Source organism: Syntrophales bacterium, from assembly GCA_023229765.1.
Classification (GTDB): Bacteria; Desulfobacterota; Syntrophia; order Syntrophales; family UBA5619; genus DYTH01.
Genome location: JALNYO010000004.1, coordinates 14167 through 29195, shown reverse-complemented (window position 1 = coordinate 29195; position 15029 = coordinate 14167). Strand labels below are relative to the sequence as shown.

15 protein-coding genes and 1 tRNA gene are annotated in these 15029 nt (G+C 53.1%); 13 read left to right on the top strand and 3 right to left on the bottom strand.

The genetic code is table 11. The annotated features are described in order from the left end of the window. Both rpsF and M0P74_03540 read right to left on the bottom strand, forming a co-directional pair. The gene (gene rpsF / locus M0P74_03545) at window positions 1–474 is read right to left on the bottom strand and encodes a 30S ribosomal protein S6 (GenBank protein MCK9362665.1); all 474 of its coding nucleotides are present in this window, start codon (window positions 472–474) and stop codon (window positions 1–3) included. 120 nt (window positions 475–594) lie between these two features. Then, window positions 595–671, bottom strand: a tRNA-Arg gene (locus M0P74_03540). Between the two features lie 199 nt (window positions 672–870). Here M0P74_03540 and M0P74_03535 point away from each other — a divergent pair. The 12 genes from M0P74_03535 to rapZ all read left to right on the top strand — a co-directional run bounded on the left by M0P74_03535 (window position 871) and on the right by rapZ (window position 12280). Further along, complete coding sequence (locus M0P74_03535) at window positions 871–2196, top strand: N-acetylmuramoyl-L-alanine amidase (protein ID MCK9362664.1); 1326 nt, start codon at window positions 871–873, stop codon at window positions 2194–2196. Window positions 2197–2248: 52 nt separating this feature from the next. After that, entirely contained in the window at window positions 2249–3103 is an 855-nt protein-coding gene (xerD, locus tag M0P74_03530) for a site-specific tyrosine recombinase XerD (GenBank protein MCK9362663.1), read from the top strand. 26 nt (window positions 3104–3129) lie between these two features. Then, window positions 3130–5139, top strand: coding sequence for a tetratricopeptide repeat protein (locus M0P74_03525; protein ID MCK9362662.1), 2010 nt, complete (start codon window positions 3130–3132; stop codon window positions 5137–5139). A gap of 73 nt (window positions 5140–5212) precedes the next feature. Next, window positions 5213–6040 carry a 3-deoxy-8-phosphooctulonate synthase gene (gene kdsA, locus M0P74_03520; GenBank protein ID MCK9362661.1) on the top strand — a complete coding sequence of 276 codons (828 nt, stop codon included), beginning with the start codon at window positions 5213–5215 and terminating at the stop codon, window positions 6038–6040. A 198-nt stretch (window positions 6041–6238) separates the two neighbouring features. Beyond that, a complete protein-coding gene (locus tag M0P74_03515) occupies window positions 6239–6805 on the top strand; it encodes an HAD-IIIA family hydrolase (protein MCK9362660.1) in 567 nt (188 codons plus the stop codon). Between the two features lie 121 nt (window positions 6806–6926). Further along, on the top strand, window positions 6927–7478 hold the full coding sequence (gene lptC, locus M0P74_03510) for an LPS export ABC transporter periplasmic protein LptC (GenBank protein ID MCK9362659.1): 552 nt from the start codon (window positions 6927–6929) through the stop codon (window positions 7476–7478). Window positions 7479–7493: 15 nt separating this feature from the next. Further along, window positions 7494–8042, top strand: coding sequence for a lipopolysaccharide transport periplasmic protein LptA (gene lptA, locus M0P74_03505; protein ID MCK9362658.1), 549 nt, complete (start codon window positions 7494–7496; stop codon window positions 8040–8042). A 33-nt stretch (window positions 8043–8075) separates the two neighbouring features. After that, window positions 8076–8798 (top strand): LPS export ABC transporter ATP-binding protein, encoded by a 723-nt coding sequence (lptB, locus tag M0P74_03500; protein ID MCK9362657.1) that lies wholly within the window; start codon window positions 8076–8078, stop codon window positions 8796–8798. A 22-nt stretch (window positions 8799–8820) separates the two neighbouring features. Continuing rightward, window positions 8821–10287, top strand: coding sequence for an RNA polymerase factor sigma-54 (gene rpoN / locus M0P74_03495; GenBank protein MCK9362656.1), 1467 nt, complete (start codon window positions 8821–8823; stop codon window positions 10285–10287). Between the two features lie 90 nt (window positions 10288–10377). Then, window positions 10378–10917 (top strand): ribosome-associated translation inhibitor RaiA, encoded by a 540-nt coding sequence (gene raiA / locus M0P74_03490; GenBank protein ID MCK9362655.1) that lies wholly within the window; start codon window positions 10378–10380, stop codon window positions 10915–10917. 19 nt (window positions 10918–10936) lie between these two features. Then, window positions 10937–11398: a PTS sugar transporter subunit IIA gene (locus tag M0P74_03485; protein MCK9362654.1), complete on the top strand. Its 462-nt coding sequence runs from the start codon at window positions 10937–10939 to the stop codon at window positions 11396–11398. Window positions 11399–11416: 18 nt separating this feature from the next. Next, window positions 11417–12280: an RNase adapter RapZ gene (gene rapZ / locus M0P74_03480; GenBank protein MCK9362653.1), complete on the top strand. Its 864-nt coding sequence runs from the start codon at window positions 11417–11419 to the stop codon at window positions 12278–12280. A 14-nt stretch (window positions 12281–12294) separates the two neighbouring features. On the opposite strand, the gene M0P74_03475 is transcribed toward rapZ, so the two are convergent. Then, window positions 12295–13620, bottom strand: coding sequence for a M23 family metallopeptidase (locus tag M0P74_03475; protein MCK9362652.1), 1326 nt, complete (start codon window positions 13618–13620; stop codon window positions 12295–12297). A 167-nt stretch (window positions 13621–13787) separates the two neighbouring features. Between M0P74_03475 and coaBC the strand changes: the two genes are divergently transcribed. Next, window positions 13788–14996 carry a bifunctional phosphopantothenoylcysteine decarboxylase/phosphopantothenate--cysteine ligase CoaBC gene (gene coaBC / locus M0P74_03470; GenBank protein ID MCK9362651.1) on the top strand — a complete coding sequence of 403 codons (1209 nt, stop codon included), beginning with the start codon at window positions 13788–13790 and terminating at the stop codon, window positions 14994–14996. The last annotated feature ends 33 nt before the right edge of the window (window positions 14997–15029 follow it).

Sequence of the window (15029 nt, the reverse complement as noted above, 5' to 3'; positions counted from 1 at the left end):
TTAATTTTCCTCCTTTGCGTCGGTTGCTGCATCTTCAGGGAGCGTTTCCGCTATCTCCGCGTCCTTTTCCGGCTGATCATTTTCCGGTTGAGGGGCTTCGTCCCCGGAAGGAGGGGTAACCTTGCTTTCATCTTCTTTCCTCTGTTTTAACTCGGCCAGTTCCTTTTCCAGGGCAACGGGATCAATCCCGTCTTCCTTGAGAATGGTCATGAATTTCAGAATCTTGTCGTCAATCTTGAGATTTCTCTCCAGTTCGTTGACAACGGAGCTCCCTCCGGCATACTCGAGCAGGACGTAAATGCCTCGGGTCTGTTTCTTTATGGCGTACGCCAGTTTCCGCTTGCCCCAGCAATCACCCTTGATCATGATGCCTTTCTGTCCGGTAACGATTCCGCTGTACCGGGCAATGAGGGCGGTTTGTTCGTCGTCGCGCAAATCCGCATTGGCGATCAAAATCGTTTCATATTTCCTCAATTTTACTTCCTCCTTTCGGCTCTATAGCCTGCATTCAGGATGCAGGCAAGGAGACACTCTGCTTGGTTAACTCCTGAGAGTTTATGCGGCGTCTCTGTCGATGCCGCCCCCTGACGCTATTGGTGGGCGATGTGGGATTCGAACCCACGACCTCTGGTTCCGGAGACCAGCGCTCTATCCATCTGAGCTAATCGCCCCCTAAAACCTAAACCTGACAAGCGACATGCGGTATATATAACCGGTCTTAACGATACTCAACCCTTTTTACGTTCCGCTGTCGGCCTTTAAAGCGGCGGCATCAATGTCATTAATGGCGGAATTTGTCAATCAAATTTTCCCGAGGGGATTGAATTTCCCTCGTCAAGCTGATAGAAGCAACCCAAGGGAGGTGTCTGGATGCGTCGGAAGGGGAGGGTTTTATTTTTTGTGCTGGCATGGATTCTGGGAGCGGCCTTTTCGGCAGACGCTAAAGCCGCGACCGAAATCCTCGGCGTTCGCCACTGGGTGGCCCCGGATCACACCCGTTTGGTTATCGATACCAGCCAAGAGGCTGATTTCCGTATTGAAAAGGTTGACCGGCAGATTACGCTCATTTTTGCAGATGCTGTCCTGCCCGCCGCTCTTGCCGGTTTGAAGGTTTTCAACAAACCGGGGTTGCAGGCAGTTTCCTTGTCCGCTTTTTCCCCGTCCAAGGTAATCATTGAAATAAGAATGTTCGGAAATTTGCAGACAAACGTTTTTAAACTGAAAAAATTTCGCGACAAACCGGAGCGGATTGTCGTTGATATTATCCTGCCGGAAGCTGAGCAAAATGACAACCCAACACGAGAGGAAACAGGGGACAAAAAAAAGGAGTGGGTGGTGGTTATCGATCCCGGCCATGGGGGGGATGCGCCCGGCGCCGTCGGGAAGGAAGGAACGTATGAAAAGGATGTAGTTTTGGATATCGCACGCAAACTGCAGGATATCATTAATAAAAAAAATGGCTATCGCGCCTTTTTAACCAGAAAGGGCGACTATTATGTGACGTTTAAAAAAAGACTTATGATTGCAAGGGAACATGGCGCTGATCTCTTTTTGAGCATCCATGCGGATGCGGCCAAAAACAGGGCGGCCCGGGGCAGCTCCGTTTATTGCATTGCCGCCGGCGCCGCCAGCAGTGAAGCGGCAAAGATTCTGGCCGATAACGAAAACCTGGCGGACGTGATCGGAGGTGTCCCCGCCGGAGAGCAAAGCGATATCTCCGATCCGATCATCCTTGATATGTTCCAGAACCATGTTAAAAATCAGTCCCGAAGTTTCGGGCGTATTTTACTGAGTGACCTGAAGGCGGTGAGCGGCATTAAATTTGAGGACGTTCAGGAAGCGTCCTTCTATGTCCTAAAACTTCCTGAAATTACGTCAGTTTTACTGGAGACCGCTTTTATCTCTAACCTGAAGGAAGAAAAACTGCTGAGAAATGGAGATTTCCAGGAGAAAATAGCGCTCGCGGCGGCCGATGCGATCGTGAAATTTCTTCCGCCGTTTCCGGCAAGCGGAGGATATCCCGGCGATGCTTCGGCGCCAACCACTGTCTATAAGGTAAAAAGCGGCGATACGTTATATTCGATTGCCGTAAGTCACGGGACAACAACCGGGGCTATAAAGCAACTGAATAATCTTAAGCGGCCCGACCTGCTTTATGTCGGCAGCAAGCTGGTTATTCCCCGGAAGGCAAATTAGCCGCTGAAAGAGATAAATAATGTACAGTCTGATCGACGAGTATCTGAATTTTATGATTGTCGAAAAAGGGGCTTCGCCAAACACGATTGACGGGTACAGCCGTGATCTGCTTCGTTATGCGAAATTCACGACGCAGCGGGGGGTAGTCGGGCTGGGGCCAATCGGCGCGGAAGATGTAGTTGCGTATCTGACTTTTCTTCATGCCTCAGGACTGTCGGCAAATTCGATGAACCGTTCTCTTGCCGCGCTCCGGGGTTTTTACAAATATCTGCTCCGGGAAAAAAAGATTGACCATACCCCCCTGTCCCATATAGAACTCGCCAAAATCTGGACGCGCATCCCGGAGGTTTTAAGCCGTGAGGAGATGGCCCTGCTTCTAACTAAACCGGGCGCTGAAACCCCAGCGGATTTTCGGGATGGGGCGATGCTCGAACTCATGTACGCGACCGGCATCCGGGTTTCGGAGCTGATCGGGCTCACCTTGAACAGCATAAACTGGCATGTCGGGTATCTGGTGGCTTCCGGCAAAGGGGAAAAGGAGCGAATTGTGCCGATCGGCAGAACGGCCTACGACAGGGCGAAAAAATATGTAGAAATTGCCCGGCCGCTGCTGCTCAAAGGCAGCGGCTGCAATCTGCTGTTCCTGAATCGCTTTGGCAAGGGTCTGAGCAGACAGGGTTTCTGGAAGATCGTCAAGGGGTATGCGGCACGGGCTGGATTGGAGAAAAGGGTTCACCCCCACACCTTTCGCCACTCCTTTGCGTCGCATCTGCTGGAGGGGGGCGCCGATTTACGTTCCGTGCAGATCATGCTCGGTCATGCCGATATCTCGACCACCCAGATATACACGCACGTGACGCGGGAACGGCTTAAGGAGGTACATCGCCGGTATCATCCCCGGGGGTGAAAAAATGAGAAGGGCAAGTGGCAGCTATGGAATATGAATCGGGCCGGGCGCCGAAAGAAAAAAAGGAAAAAGTAAAAAACAGCAGGACGGGAATGGTCGTTCTGATTGCCTCGCTGTTTGCGGCCTGCTGCATTGCCGCCGTCGGGTATCTGCTGCCGGAGAAGGCAAGAACGGTTGCCGCGGCGTTGGTCCGGACTAAAAACACCATCGCTTTTTTCGTTTTTTCCGGAACGCCGCATTTTTATTCGTTGGTCGTGGAGAAAAACGGGAATGATTATATCCTGAAGGCAGGGGATGTGTTTGAGGTTTCCTACCGGGATCAATTTATCGTTAAAGAGATTGAAACAGACGTCCTTGCCGGCAAGGGATTAGGGGTGGACATCGAGGGAACGGGCAGCAGGGATGATTTCCGCAAGCTTGTGAAGGGGGTGGAGCTTGTTGACAAAATAGCGGCGGCGGGGAAAAATGTGGGAACAGAAAAAAGGGGGGGGGAACTAAACTTCAGGGTGTCCTATCAGGGTAATTTGCTTGCGTCCATTCCGATCCGGGTGGTTGTGACTCCCCAGGATTGGCTCCGTTATGCCCGTGAATCAAAAAATAGCAGGGTTCAGATAGACTACCTGAAGCGGGCAGTCAAGATGACCCCGGAAGATGCAAATGTCCGCCGGATGCTGGGGGCCCTTTATTTCAAGTCAGGCCTGACGGCGGAGGCAATCAGCCAGTACAAAGAGGTTCTGAGACTGAAACCGGATGACGGAACAGCTCTCACCGGGCTTGCCCAATGCTACCTCAAAATCGGCAGTTATGATGAAGCAATCCGGATTGGTTTGCGGGCACTTGCCGTCAACCCGCAGGATGGGCAACTGCTGGCAGATCTTGCCGGGGCCTGGGGAGGGCTCGGAAACTGGGGAAAGGCAATTTCCGCCTACGAAGGGGCACTGAAACTGCGTCCCGGAAGTCCCGAGGTTCTCTACCGGTTGGGGGAGGCCTATGAAAAGAGCGGCAATCAGCAGATGGCTGCGAAACACTACCGTCTGGCTCTGGAGAAGGCGCCTCAGGCCGAGCCGGTGGCGGCGTCCCTGAGCGGTATTTTGTTGAAGACCGGGGACTTCGACGGGGCGATCAAATTGTACGGGGAGATGTTGAAGAGACAGCCGCGGGACGCCGCCCTTTATGCCAATCTTGGTTTCGCCTGGGGGGCTAAAGGCAATCACCGGGAAGAGATCGCCAATTACCGCAAGGCGATGGAGTTGAAGCCTGCGGATCCGGTAATTCATTTCAATCTGGCGGTCGCTTATGAAAAGGAAAAAAGGCTTGCCGAGGCGGGGGCAGAGTATAAAAAGGCGCTGAAACTCAATCCGAACGATTACGAAGCGGCAGAAAGGCTGGCCGACATCCTTTTCATTGAGAAGAAATACCAGGAGGCGGCGGTCCTCTATGGAAAAATTATCCGCAAGAATCCCCTGAAAGCGGCGCTCTATACCCGTCTTGGTTTCTGCTACGCGGAAATGAAACAGCCCGGCAAGGCTGCGGAAAACTGGGAAAAGGCCCTTCGGTATGGGGAGAAGGATCAGCAAATCCGGGCTAATCTGGCGAAAATCTATGCACAGGGGGGGAATACCAGCAAAGAGAAGGCCCTGTATGAAAAAATGGCAGTCCAGAACCCGACGGAAGAGTCTCTGACCAAATTATTGGAAATCTACAGCCGGGAGAAAAACTACGAAAAGGCGCTCGGCGTTTACCGGAAACTGATCAAATTAAAGCCGAAGAAGGCGTCTCTTTATTCCGGCGCCGCTTATCTTTATGGTTTGAAGGGTGACACCGACCGGCAAATAGAGTACTATCGTCTGTCGCTGAAATACGATCCCGAGGATTACGACGCCCATGTAAATTTAGGGGCGGCCTATGAAAAGAAGGGTCTCTTGAATGAAGCGCTGAAGTCGTACACGGCGGCTTACCGTCTGAATCCTGAGTCGCAAACGGCTGCAAAGAATATCCCGCGGATAAGGATCATGATGCTGCGTCAGAAAGAGTAGCAGGGGAATCAGCCGCGTATCGCGAATGCTGCGGGAGGCTGATGTTAATACAGAGTAATGAAGAGGATTGCCGATGAAAAAGATAAAAATGGGAGACTTTGAAATAGGCGGCGGGGCGCCGCTGGTTCTTATCGCCGGGCCGTGCGTTATTGAAGACGAAGACAGCGCAATGAGCATCGCCGGAGAGCTGAAGCGGATGGCGGCGAGTTTGGAGATTCCTCTCATTTTTAAGGCTTCGTATGACAAGGCCAACAGAACATCCCATAAATCATACCGTGGACCGGGGTTGAGCCGGGGATTGGAGATATTGGCCAGGGTGCGCAAAGAGCTTGATATCCCGATTCTTTCCGATGTCCATCGGTTTGAGGAAATTGCCCCGGCGGCGAAGATCCTCGATGTCGTGCAGATCCCGGCATTTTTGTGCCGCCAGACCGATTTCGTGATGGAGATCGCCCGCCAGGCGAAGGTTATAAATATCAAGAAGGGGCAGTTTATCGCCCCTCAGGATGCAATCCATATCGTAAAAAAGGCGGCGGCCGCGGGCAATGAAAACATCCTGCTGACGGAAAGGGGAGCCTCTTTCGGGTACAACAACCTCGTTGTTGATTTTCGCTCCCTGCCGGTGCTGCGAAAAACAGGATATCCGGTTATCTTTGACGCCACCCACAGCGTCCAGCTCCCCGGCGCCGCCGGGACTGCCTCGGGGGGAGACCGCGCGATGGTCCCCTATCTGGCTCGGGCGGCAGTGGCGGCAGGCGTCGATGGCCTGTTTTTTGAGGTTCATCCGTACCCGGACCGGGCGCTGAGCGATGGTCCCAATTCGCTGACCTTAGATAGCCTGCCGGCGCTGTTGGCGACGCTCTTGAAAATTGACGCGGTCGTCCGTCCGGGGTTGTGCTGAATCAGGATGCGACGAAGCGCGTCCCTCCAGAAAAGCACCGGCGCGGATAGAGACGATGTCACGGAAAAGGGCGGCTGGTTTTATATGAAAATCCCCCCTTTGCCAAAGGGGGGCAAGGGGGGATTTTCATGCTTCGTTGTGCCCCACGGGCATGGGGGTTTATAGGAATTTGCAAGAGAGAGGAATGGGTTCAAGCAGATGACGATGGGGATAACGGACGAGAAACTTCTCAACAAGTTGCGACGCGTGAAGCTTTTTATTTCCGATGTGGATGGGGTCCTGACCGATGGCACAATAGTTGTCAACGATGAGGGGCTGGAAAGCAAACAGTTTAATGTCCGGGATGGCCACGGGCTGAAATTGCTTCTCCGCTACGGGATAGATGTTGTTTTGGTTACCGGCAGGCAATCCCGGGCGGTTGAATGGCGCGCAACAGATCTCGGGATCACCGAGGTTCATCAGGGGGTCTGGGACAAGGGCAAAATTTTTGAGGAAATAATCAAAAGGCGCAATGTGCCTCCCGACGAAACAGCCTGCATCGGGGATGACATTGTCGATATCCCCATAATGAGAAAGGCGGGATTTTCCATTGCCGTTTTCGATGCTGTCCGTGAGGTGCGGGAAGCTGCCGATTATGTTACAACGAACTCCGGGGGGCGGGGGGCCGTCCGGGAGGTGTGCGAGATGATTCTGAAGGCGCAAGACCTTTGGGGCGATATTGTCGCCCGTTACGGATTGGACAGAGAGCGGGCAGAAACGGTTTAATCTTTACATCTGTGGCCCCGGATGGTAGAACCACCCCGAAGCTGATGCAGCGGTTATTGATCCCGAAGCTGGATAAAACGGTTTAGTGCGCCGAGAGCTGATTGCTGAGCGCCTGTTGATTATGAATGCCAGAAAAAAGACCCTCCTCGCAATTGTTCTGCTGATTTTGATCCTGTCGGCGGCGGCTGTCTTAATAGGCGTGGGGAAGGCGCCTCGGAAGGCGCTCCTTGAGAAAATGGCCGACAAGGTGGATCTGCAGGCCAAAAGCGTTCGCTATACACAGGTTGGCAGCTCCGGCATGAAATGGGAAATAACGGCGGACTCGGCTTTGTATCGCAAACAGGGAGACCTTGCCCTCTTTGAGAAAATCAAGGCCAGGGTAGTAATGAAAGACGGCCGCATCTTCACGATGAGCGGCGACAAGGGGCGTCTGAACACACTCTCGAAGGATTTGAGCTTAGAGGGGAACGTTGTATTGGTTTCGGAAAGCGGTGATCGTTTCCAGACCGAGCGGTTGAACTATAGGGATAACCTCAAAAGGATCGAGACCGACCAGCCGGTCGTCATGGAGACCCGCAATATAAGGATAAACGGGGTGGGGATGCTTTTTAACCTGAAGGAAGAAAAGGTTACTATCCTGTCGCAAGTGCGAGCCAAGTCTTTGGCAAGATAGCAGGGAAAGGGGAAAATGGCGATAAAGATTATAAAAAGAGCGGCGGGGTTGGGAATTTTATTGGCGCTGATCGGCAATCCGGCGGGGTTATGGGGCGAGGCAAAGCCGAAAGTCGAGATCAACAGGAATCAGCCGCTGCAGGTTGACGCCGATCGCCTGGAGGCATACAATGATAAACGAACGGTTGTGTTTTCCGGAAATGTCGTTGCTGCTCAGGGAGGGCGGACGATCCATGCCGAGCGCCTGACGGTTTATTATAAAGACGATAAAAAAACGGTAGGACAACCTTCCTCCGCCCTCAAAGATTCGGGCAGTGTAGAAAAAATAGAGGCGCAAGGGAAGGTGACTGTAAGCGAGAGCGGAAGGGTGGCCACGGGCAATGCCGCCGTCTTCGATCAGGCCGCCCAGAAGATCACGATGACCGGCGATGCTGTTCTGAAAGAGGGGAAAAATATAATAAAGGGGGACAAGGTCGTTATCTTTCTTGAAGAGAACAGGGGTGTTGTCGAAGGTGGTCAAAACGGGCGCGTGTCGGCAACGATCTATCCCGGCGAGAAAAAATGATGGTTGGCTGAGTGCCTTCTTTAAGGAATATGCATGGGAAAACTTGCGGCAACAGGTCTTGTAAAAATATACAATAAAAGAAAGGTGGTTGATGGGGTCGATCTGGAGGTCGGCCCCGGCGAGGTTGTCGGCCTCCTGGGTCCCAACGGCGCTGGCAAGACAACGACTTTTTACATGATAGTCGGCCTGATAAAACCGGATGGGGGTTCTATTTTTCTCGATGGTAGCGACATCAGCGACAGCCCGATGTATGTAAGGGCCAGAAATGGGTTGAATTATCTGCCGCAGGAGCCGTCCATCTTCCGTAAGCTGACGGTGCGGGACAACATCCTGGCGATAATAGAAACCCTGTCGCTTGCCCCGGACGAAAGACAGGAGCGTTTGCGCATCCTTCTGGCCGAACTTGATCTGACGCAACTGGCAGACAACATGGCCTATTCCCTGTCAGGCGGCGAGCGTCGCCGGGTGGAGATTACAAGGGCGCTGGTGACATCGCCCAAATATATCCTGTTCGACGAACCCTTTGCGGGCATCGATCCGCTGGCCGTTGCCGACATCGTAAAAATCATCAAGCGACTCAGGGACAAGGGGATCGGGATCGTCATCTCCGATCACAATGTGCGGGAGACCCTTTCTGTCTGTGATCGCGCTTATATAGTAAATGAGGGGAAGATACTCGTGGAGGGCGCCCCTGATTTTATCGCCGCCTCCGAGATTGCGCGGAAGTTATATCTCGGCGCCGACTTTAGATTCTAAAAAGAAAGAACTTGGATAGAAAATGGCCTTTGAACTGAGACAGAATTTAAAATTGACCCAGCAACTGATCATGACCCCGCAGTTGCAACAGGCAATAAAACTGCTGCAAATGTCGCGGCTGGATTTGGTCGATGCCGTCAATCAGGAGATGGAGGAAAATCCGCTCCTTGAAGAGATTGTTTCGGATGAGATGCCCGAAGTAGAGGCGAAGATCGAACAGGCCAATGGTGAAGACGCGCCTTCGGAAGGGGCGGCGGTCGTCAGGAGTCAGGAGGAGCTGACGGGGGAAGGGGACGGCCGGGAGGAATTTGACTGGGATGGCTATCTCGAAGATTATGCGCCGTCCGGATCCTCTTCGGTCAGCCGCAATGAAGAGAGCGCCCCCCTCTGGGAAACGACTGTTGCCGGAAAAACATCACTGACTGACCATCTGATGTGGCAACTGATGCTGTCGCAATTTACCGAGGAAGAACGGCGCGCGGGAGAGCAGATTATCGGCAATATCGATGAAAAAGGTTATCTGGCCGCCAGTCTGGAAGAAATCGCCGCTGGCGCGAAAACTACCCCGGCCCTTGTCGAAGAGGTGCTCAAGAAGGTTCAGGAATTTGATCCACCCGGGATCGCCGCCCGCGATTTGAGTGAATGTCTCTTGAACCAGGCGAGACTGGCGGGGGAGGCTCGTTTTCTTGTAGAGCAAATTATCCTTCATCATCTCGATGACCTGAAAACGAGAAATTACGACCACATAGCGAAAAAGTTGAAGGAGTCGAGCGAGAATGTGAACGCGGCGGTAAAGATAATCAGCAATATGGATCCCCACCCCGGAAGCGGGTATAACGAGGAACGCATAGAGGCTATCGTGCCGGACGTTTATGTTATTAAAAGCGGGGATGACTATAAAGTCCTGCTCAATGAAGACGGCGTGCCGCGGCTCCGAATCAGCAATTACTATCGGGAAATAACGAGCGGCGGAGGGGGAGAGACAAACCAGAATAACGGCAGGAGGTATATAAAGGAACGAATGCAGTCGGCAAGCTGGCTCATCAAGAGTATTCAGCAGCGGCAGAGAACGATCCGCCGCGTCGCGGAAAGCATCGTGCGTTTTCAGCGGGATTTTTTCGATCGGGGTATTGACGCGTTGAAACCTCTGATACTCCGGGATGTTGCCGATGAGCTGGAAATGCACGAATCCACGATAAGCCGGGTTGTTACAAACAAATATATGCACTCTCCCCAAGGGATGTTTGAATTGAAGTTTTTTTTCGGGAGCGGCATTCACAAGGCCGGGTGCGATGATATCTCTTCCAAAAGCGTCCAGGAGGAGATAAAAAAAATGATCGCATCTGAAGACCCCCGCAAGCCACTGAGCGATGAGAAAATTGCCGGCTTTCTGGAGGCTTCCGGTCTGACGATAGCGCGCCGAACGATTGCAAAATATCGCGACATCATGGGGGTTCTGCCATCGTCAATGAGAAAGAAGTATCAATGAAAAAGTTATGACGAGAAAGGGGGACGGCGCCTCTTTTTTCGTTTCCCGCTGGTAAATTTGCAGGTAAATAACAGACAGGAGGATTGGATAATGAAGATTTCTGTTACATTCAGGAATACGGATGAGGCGGAAGATTGGCAACGGGGTTATGCGGAAGAGAAACTGAAAAGGCTGAAGAAGTATATCGATGATCCGGTCGATGCCCGTGTCATACTGTCGGTGGAGAAATTCCGGAATACAGCGGAGATAAATCTGTCGTCCAATGGGTTGAGCGTTAACGGCAAGGAAGAGGAAAAGGATATGCACATGGCGATTGACAACGCCATAGAGAAGATCGAGCGGCAGTTGAAGAAGCACAAGGAGCGGATCCGCGACTTGAAAACAAACGCCGCCCGGAGCGGCGAGCCGGGGTTTGAGGCTCCGCTGGAAGAGATTGAGGAAACGCCTGATTTCAAGCTGGTTGAGACTCGCCAGATCGTGTTGGAGCCCATGTCTATTGATGATGCTGTTCTGAAAATGGAAACGACAAAAAACCATTTCCTGGTTTATCGTGATTCTCTGACGGAAAACGTCAACGTAATCTATCGACGTGATGACGGTAAATTTGTGCTGCTGGAAACAAGTCGTTAAGCTTAGAGGATAGTCAGGCATGAAAATAACCGAGATGCTCAAACGAGAGTTCGTTTTGGAAGAACTCAAGGGGACTAATAAGGAAGAGGTGCTGGCGGAGCTATCCGGGGTGTTTAAAAAAGTGGGTTTGGTCATGGATCCCGAAGAAATGCTCAAGATCCTGCTTGCCAGGGAGAGTCTGGGAAGCACAGGAATCGGCGACGGCGTTGCCATCCCCCATGGGAAAATGGCCGGTCTGAAGGAGATGGTTGTTTCCTTCGGCCGGAGCCGGGAGGGGATTGATTTTGAGGCAATGGACCACAGTCCTGTTCACCTCTTTTTCCTGCTGATGGCCCCGGAAAATTCCGCCGGCCTGCATCTCAAGGTGCTGGCCAAGATATCAAGGATGCTCAAGGATCCTGTTTTCAGAAAGAAGCTTATGGAGGCGAAACTGCATGATGACTTGTTTGCGGTTATCTCCGAAAAGGATGATGAGCCCTGATTCGGTGAGGACTTAATTATGCAATCGATGCAGGTTGTTATAATAACTGGGTTGTCAGGCTCCGGTAAGAGCACCGCGATCAGGGCTCTGGAGGATATCGGTTTTTTCTGTGTCGATAACCTGCCGGTTATTCTGCTCCCGGAGTTTCTTGCCATTCAGTCGGCGCCCGCCAAGGGGGTGTCGCAGGTCGCCATGGTCATGGATCTCCGGGAAAATGAGTTTCTGGAAAAATACCCGCAGATTTTCGTGCAACTTAAGGAAAAAGGGTATCGCATCGAGATTATCTTTCTGGATGCCTCGGACGAAACTATTTTGCACCGTTTCAGCGAGACCCGGAGGGTTCACCCCCTTGCTCCCCGGGGTTCCATTCTGGATGGCATTCGTCTCGAGAAGGAGAAACTCGCCCCGCTGAAAAAGATGGCCGATAAGGTCATCGACACCTCTTCCTGCAATGTCCACCAGCTTAAGGATATCATCCAGCGGCACTTTCTCTCGGCAGCAACGAAAAGCATGGTTATCCAGGTAGTTTCGTTCGGCTACCGCTATGGCCTTCCGGTGGACGCCGACATGGTTCTGGATGTGCGTTTTCTGCCCAATCCCCATTTTGTCGCTGAGCTTCGCCCTTTTGACGGCCATGACGCCCGCGTGCGCGACTATGTCCTGGAGTCGGAAGGCGGTCGGGATTTTACCTCTAAATTGCTTGATTTTATAGATTTCCTTATCCCCATGTACGAGCAGGAAGGCAAATCCCGTTTCACGATCGCCGTTGGCTGTACCGGGGGCCACCACCGTTCTGTGGTTATTGCCAATCTCTTGGGCGCCCATTTTTCGGGGAAGGATTATTTTGTAAACATAACCCACCGCGATATCGGGAAGTCGTAAAAGTTACCGCGGGGCTATTGTCCCAATTTCTTCGTTATATTATCGGCGATCCAGTGCGGATCCCACCATTCCACAGGATCAATAAACTGGCCGTTGATGGCGACTCCAAAATGGAGATGATCCCCGCCGGCAAGCCCGGTCATCCCGGAGACTCCGATCGCCTCGCCTTTTTTTACCGTCTGCTCGGGCTTGACGAGGATGGAGCTCATGTGGGAGTAAAGCGTTGAAAGCCCCATCCCATGGTCGATGATTACCGAATTCCCATAGATTCCTATCGCGCCGGCGAAGCGGACAATGCCGTCATTGGCCGCTTGGATCGAGGCATGGGCCAGCGAGGCGAGATCCACGCCGTTGTGAACGCTCTCACTGATCTGCCGCCCGTTATAAAAATAGGTGCGGCGGTCGCCGAAGAAGGCCCTCGGGGCGGCGTCCTTCATCCGTAGAAAGGGGCCGTTCCAAAGCGACCGTCCTTCCGTTTTTTCGCCCGCTGCCTGGATTGTCTTCAGGTTGGCAGCTCTGGTTGCGGTATTGATGATTGTAAAGGTTTCCAATGGTGTTTTCCCCCGCAACTCCGGCAGCGAGGCCTGAAATTCCGGCATCTTGCGATTGAGAAAGTCATCGCTCAGGATTATCTTGTCGCTGTGGAATTTCTTTTTCTTGATCAGGGCGGGGATCGTGTTCAGCGTCTCGTTGCCGGCGTTATCAACGGCCAGGGCGGCTATTTGCCAGGCGCCGCCCCCGGGGGGAGCTTCATCTGGCAGGGCAAAATACGCCACGTATGCCTCCTTCCCGGCAAGGGTAGTTTTGTATGCCGGATAGAAAATGCCCCCCGCCTGAACGCCGGTTCGGGAAACAGGTTCGGAAAGGTTGTAGGAAACGACCCCGGCGCCGCCGATGTTGATATGGTTCTGCGCGGTCTGGAGATATATCTGGGGGGGCAGGAGGTCTATCTGCGTTGGAGTTGCGATCTCGGTGCTGTTCTTCCACACAGAACGGTCGATTGCGGATGCTTTTATTACAGCGGGGCCGTCATGCAGCTTCAGCGCCGCCGTATCGATGGTCAGGGCAACTTTTTTAGTTGCGGTGTTTTTATCCGGGTAGTCAATCGTTGAGAGAACGTGGGGGATGTTGTCCTGGGTGATGGATATCTCCGTATGGCGAAGCCCCTGCCCCTTGTCCGAGAAAACGACACTGATTGTCTTTTGTCTGCCGATAAACCCCGCCTCGGCGCCAATTTTAACAGCAGGCTTGCCCTTTTCGCCAATAGTGCCAAAGAACCACCAGGCGCCGGCGGCATGCAGCAGCACCAAAGTGGCAATATACAATAATTTCCGCTTCATTCTCTACCCTCCTTAAATCTTATGTCGGCCTATAGCGTTTTTCAGAGGGGATTGCAAGGTCGGGAGAGCGGAAATATGTATTTCTTGATATTGTTTGAGATCATTGTTATAAGTCTCTCGTACCCTAAAAAACCGGACAGACCACGAACTCGGGGGACTCCATAAAAATGTTGAAGGAAAGAAAGATAGCGCTCTGTGTAACCGGGGGCATTGCCGCCTACAAGGCCGCCGAGCTGCTCCGGGAATTTGTCCGGCGCGGGGCGGATGTCCGGGTCGTCATGACCGAAAGCGCCTGCAAACTTGTTGCCCCGCTTACCTTTGAGACATTGTCGGGCCATCCTGTCGCCACCGATCTCTTCAGCCTTAACGCCCAGGCCGAAATACCCCATATCGCCCTGGCCGCGTTTGCCGATCTCCTTGTTGTCGCTCCGGCAACGGCGAACATCATCGGCAAGGCGGCGGCGGGAATTGCCGATGATCTTGTCAGTACGATTATTCTCGCCACGACGAAGCCGGTTTTATTCTGCCCGGCCATGAACGTAAACATGTATGAAAACGCCATTGTTCAGAAAAACCTTGCCGAGCTGGCCGCGCGCGGCTATTTGATCATGGCCCCCGGATACGGCGAACTTGCCTGCCGCACAGAGGGGCGGGGTCGTCTGCCCGAACCTGTCGCTATTGCCGAAGAGGTGGAGTATCTGCTTGCCGAAAAGGATCTGCGGAAAGAGCGGATTATTGTCACCGCCGGGCCGACGCAGGAGCCGCTGGACCCGGTTAGGTTTATCAGCAACTACTCCTCCGGCAAGATGGGATATGCGCTGGCTGTCGCGGCCAGGCGCCGCGGCGCGAAGGTGACCCTGATCAGCGGCCCGGTTGCCCTGTCCCCGCCCGCGGGGGTGGATTTTGTCCCGGTAAAGACAGCCCTGCAGATGCACGATGCCGTCCTGGCAGCTCTTCCGGCCGCAACGGTCGTCATCAAGGCCGCCGCGGTTGCCGATTACCGTCCCGCCGTCTGCGCAGAGTCCAAGATCAAGAAGAAGGAGGGCCCGATGACGCTTCTGCTGGAGCGCAATCCCGATATCATAGCGGAAATAGCCCGGCAAAAGGGTAACCGGATTGTTGTCGGCTTCTCGATGGAGTCGGACCATCTGCTTGAACACGCCCGCAAAAAGCTTTTTGACAAGGGGATGGATTTTATCGTGGCCAACGATGTGACCGAGGCGGGCGCCGGTTTCGGGGGCGATACGAACATTGTCCGGATTCTTGACCGGGAGGGCGGCATGGAGGAGTTGCCGCTTTTGAGTAAACTCGAGGTGGCCGGCGTCATCCTCGACCGGGTGAAAAAAATGCGGGAGCAGCTCCCCCTTGCAGGATGAAAAAATATTCACTGACCATTGGTTCAGGTAATA

Excerpts from the sequence above, each read along its gene's own strand:
- M0P74_03485 (MCK9362654.1), top strand. The coding sequence starts at position 10,937 with ATGAAAATAACCGAGATGCTCAAACGAGAGTTCGTTTTGGAAGAACTC.
- M0P74_03535 (MCK9362664.1), top strand. The coding sequence starts at position 871 with ATGCGTCGGAAGGGGAGGGTTTTATTTTTTGTGCTGGCATGGATTCTG.
- lptC (MCK9362659.1), top strand. The coding sequence starts at position 6,927 with ATGAATGCCAGAAAAAAGACCCTCCTCGCAATTGTTCTGCTGATTTTG.
- lptA (MCK9362658.1), top strand. The coding sequence starts at position 7,494 with ATGGCGATAAAGATTATAAAAAGAGCGGCGGGGTTGGGAATTTTATTG.
- M0P74_03525 (MCK9362662.1), top strand. The coding sequence starts at position 3,130 with ATGGAATATGAATCGGGCCGGGCGCCGAAAGAAAAAAAGGAAAAAGTA.
- raiA (MCK9362655.1), top strand. The coding sequence starts at position 10,378 with ATGAAGATTTCTGTTACATTCAGGAATACGGATGAGGCGGAAGATTGG.
- coaBC (MCK9362651.1), top strand. The coding sequence starts at position 13,788 with ATGTTGAAGGAAAGAAAGATAGCGCTCTGTGTAACCGGGGGCATTGCC.
- rpoN (MCK9362656.1), top strand. The coding sequence starts at position 8,821 with ATGGCCTTTGAACTGAGACAGAATTTAAAATTGACCCAGCAACTGATC.
- M0P74_03475 (MCK9362652.1), bottom strand. The coding sequence starts at position 13,620 with ATGAAGCGGAAATTATTGTATATTGCCACTTTGGTGCTGCTGCATGCC.
- kdsA (MCK9362661.1), top strand. The coding sequence starts at position 5,213 with ATGAAAAAGATAAAAATGGGAGACTTTGAAATAGGCGGCGGGGCGCCG.
- lptB (MCK9362657.1), top strand. The coding sequence starts at position 8,076 with ATGGGAAAACTTGCGGCAACAGGTCTTGTAAAAATATACAATAAAAGA.
- rapZ (MCK9362653.1), top strand. The coding sequence starts at position 11,417 with ATGCAATCGATGCAGGTTGTTATAATAACTGGGTTGTCAGGCTCCGGT.
- xerD (MCK9362663.1), top strand. The coding sequence starts at position 2,249 with ATGATTGTCGAAAAAGGGGCTTCGCCAAACACGATTGACGGGTACAGC.
- M0P74_03515 (MCK9362660.1), top strand. The coding sequence starts at position 6,239 with ATGACGATGGGGATAACGGACGAGAAACTTCTCAACAAGTTGCGACGC.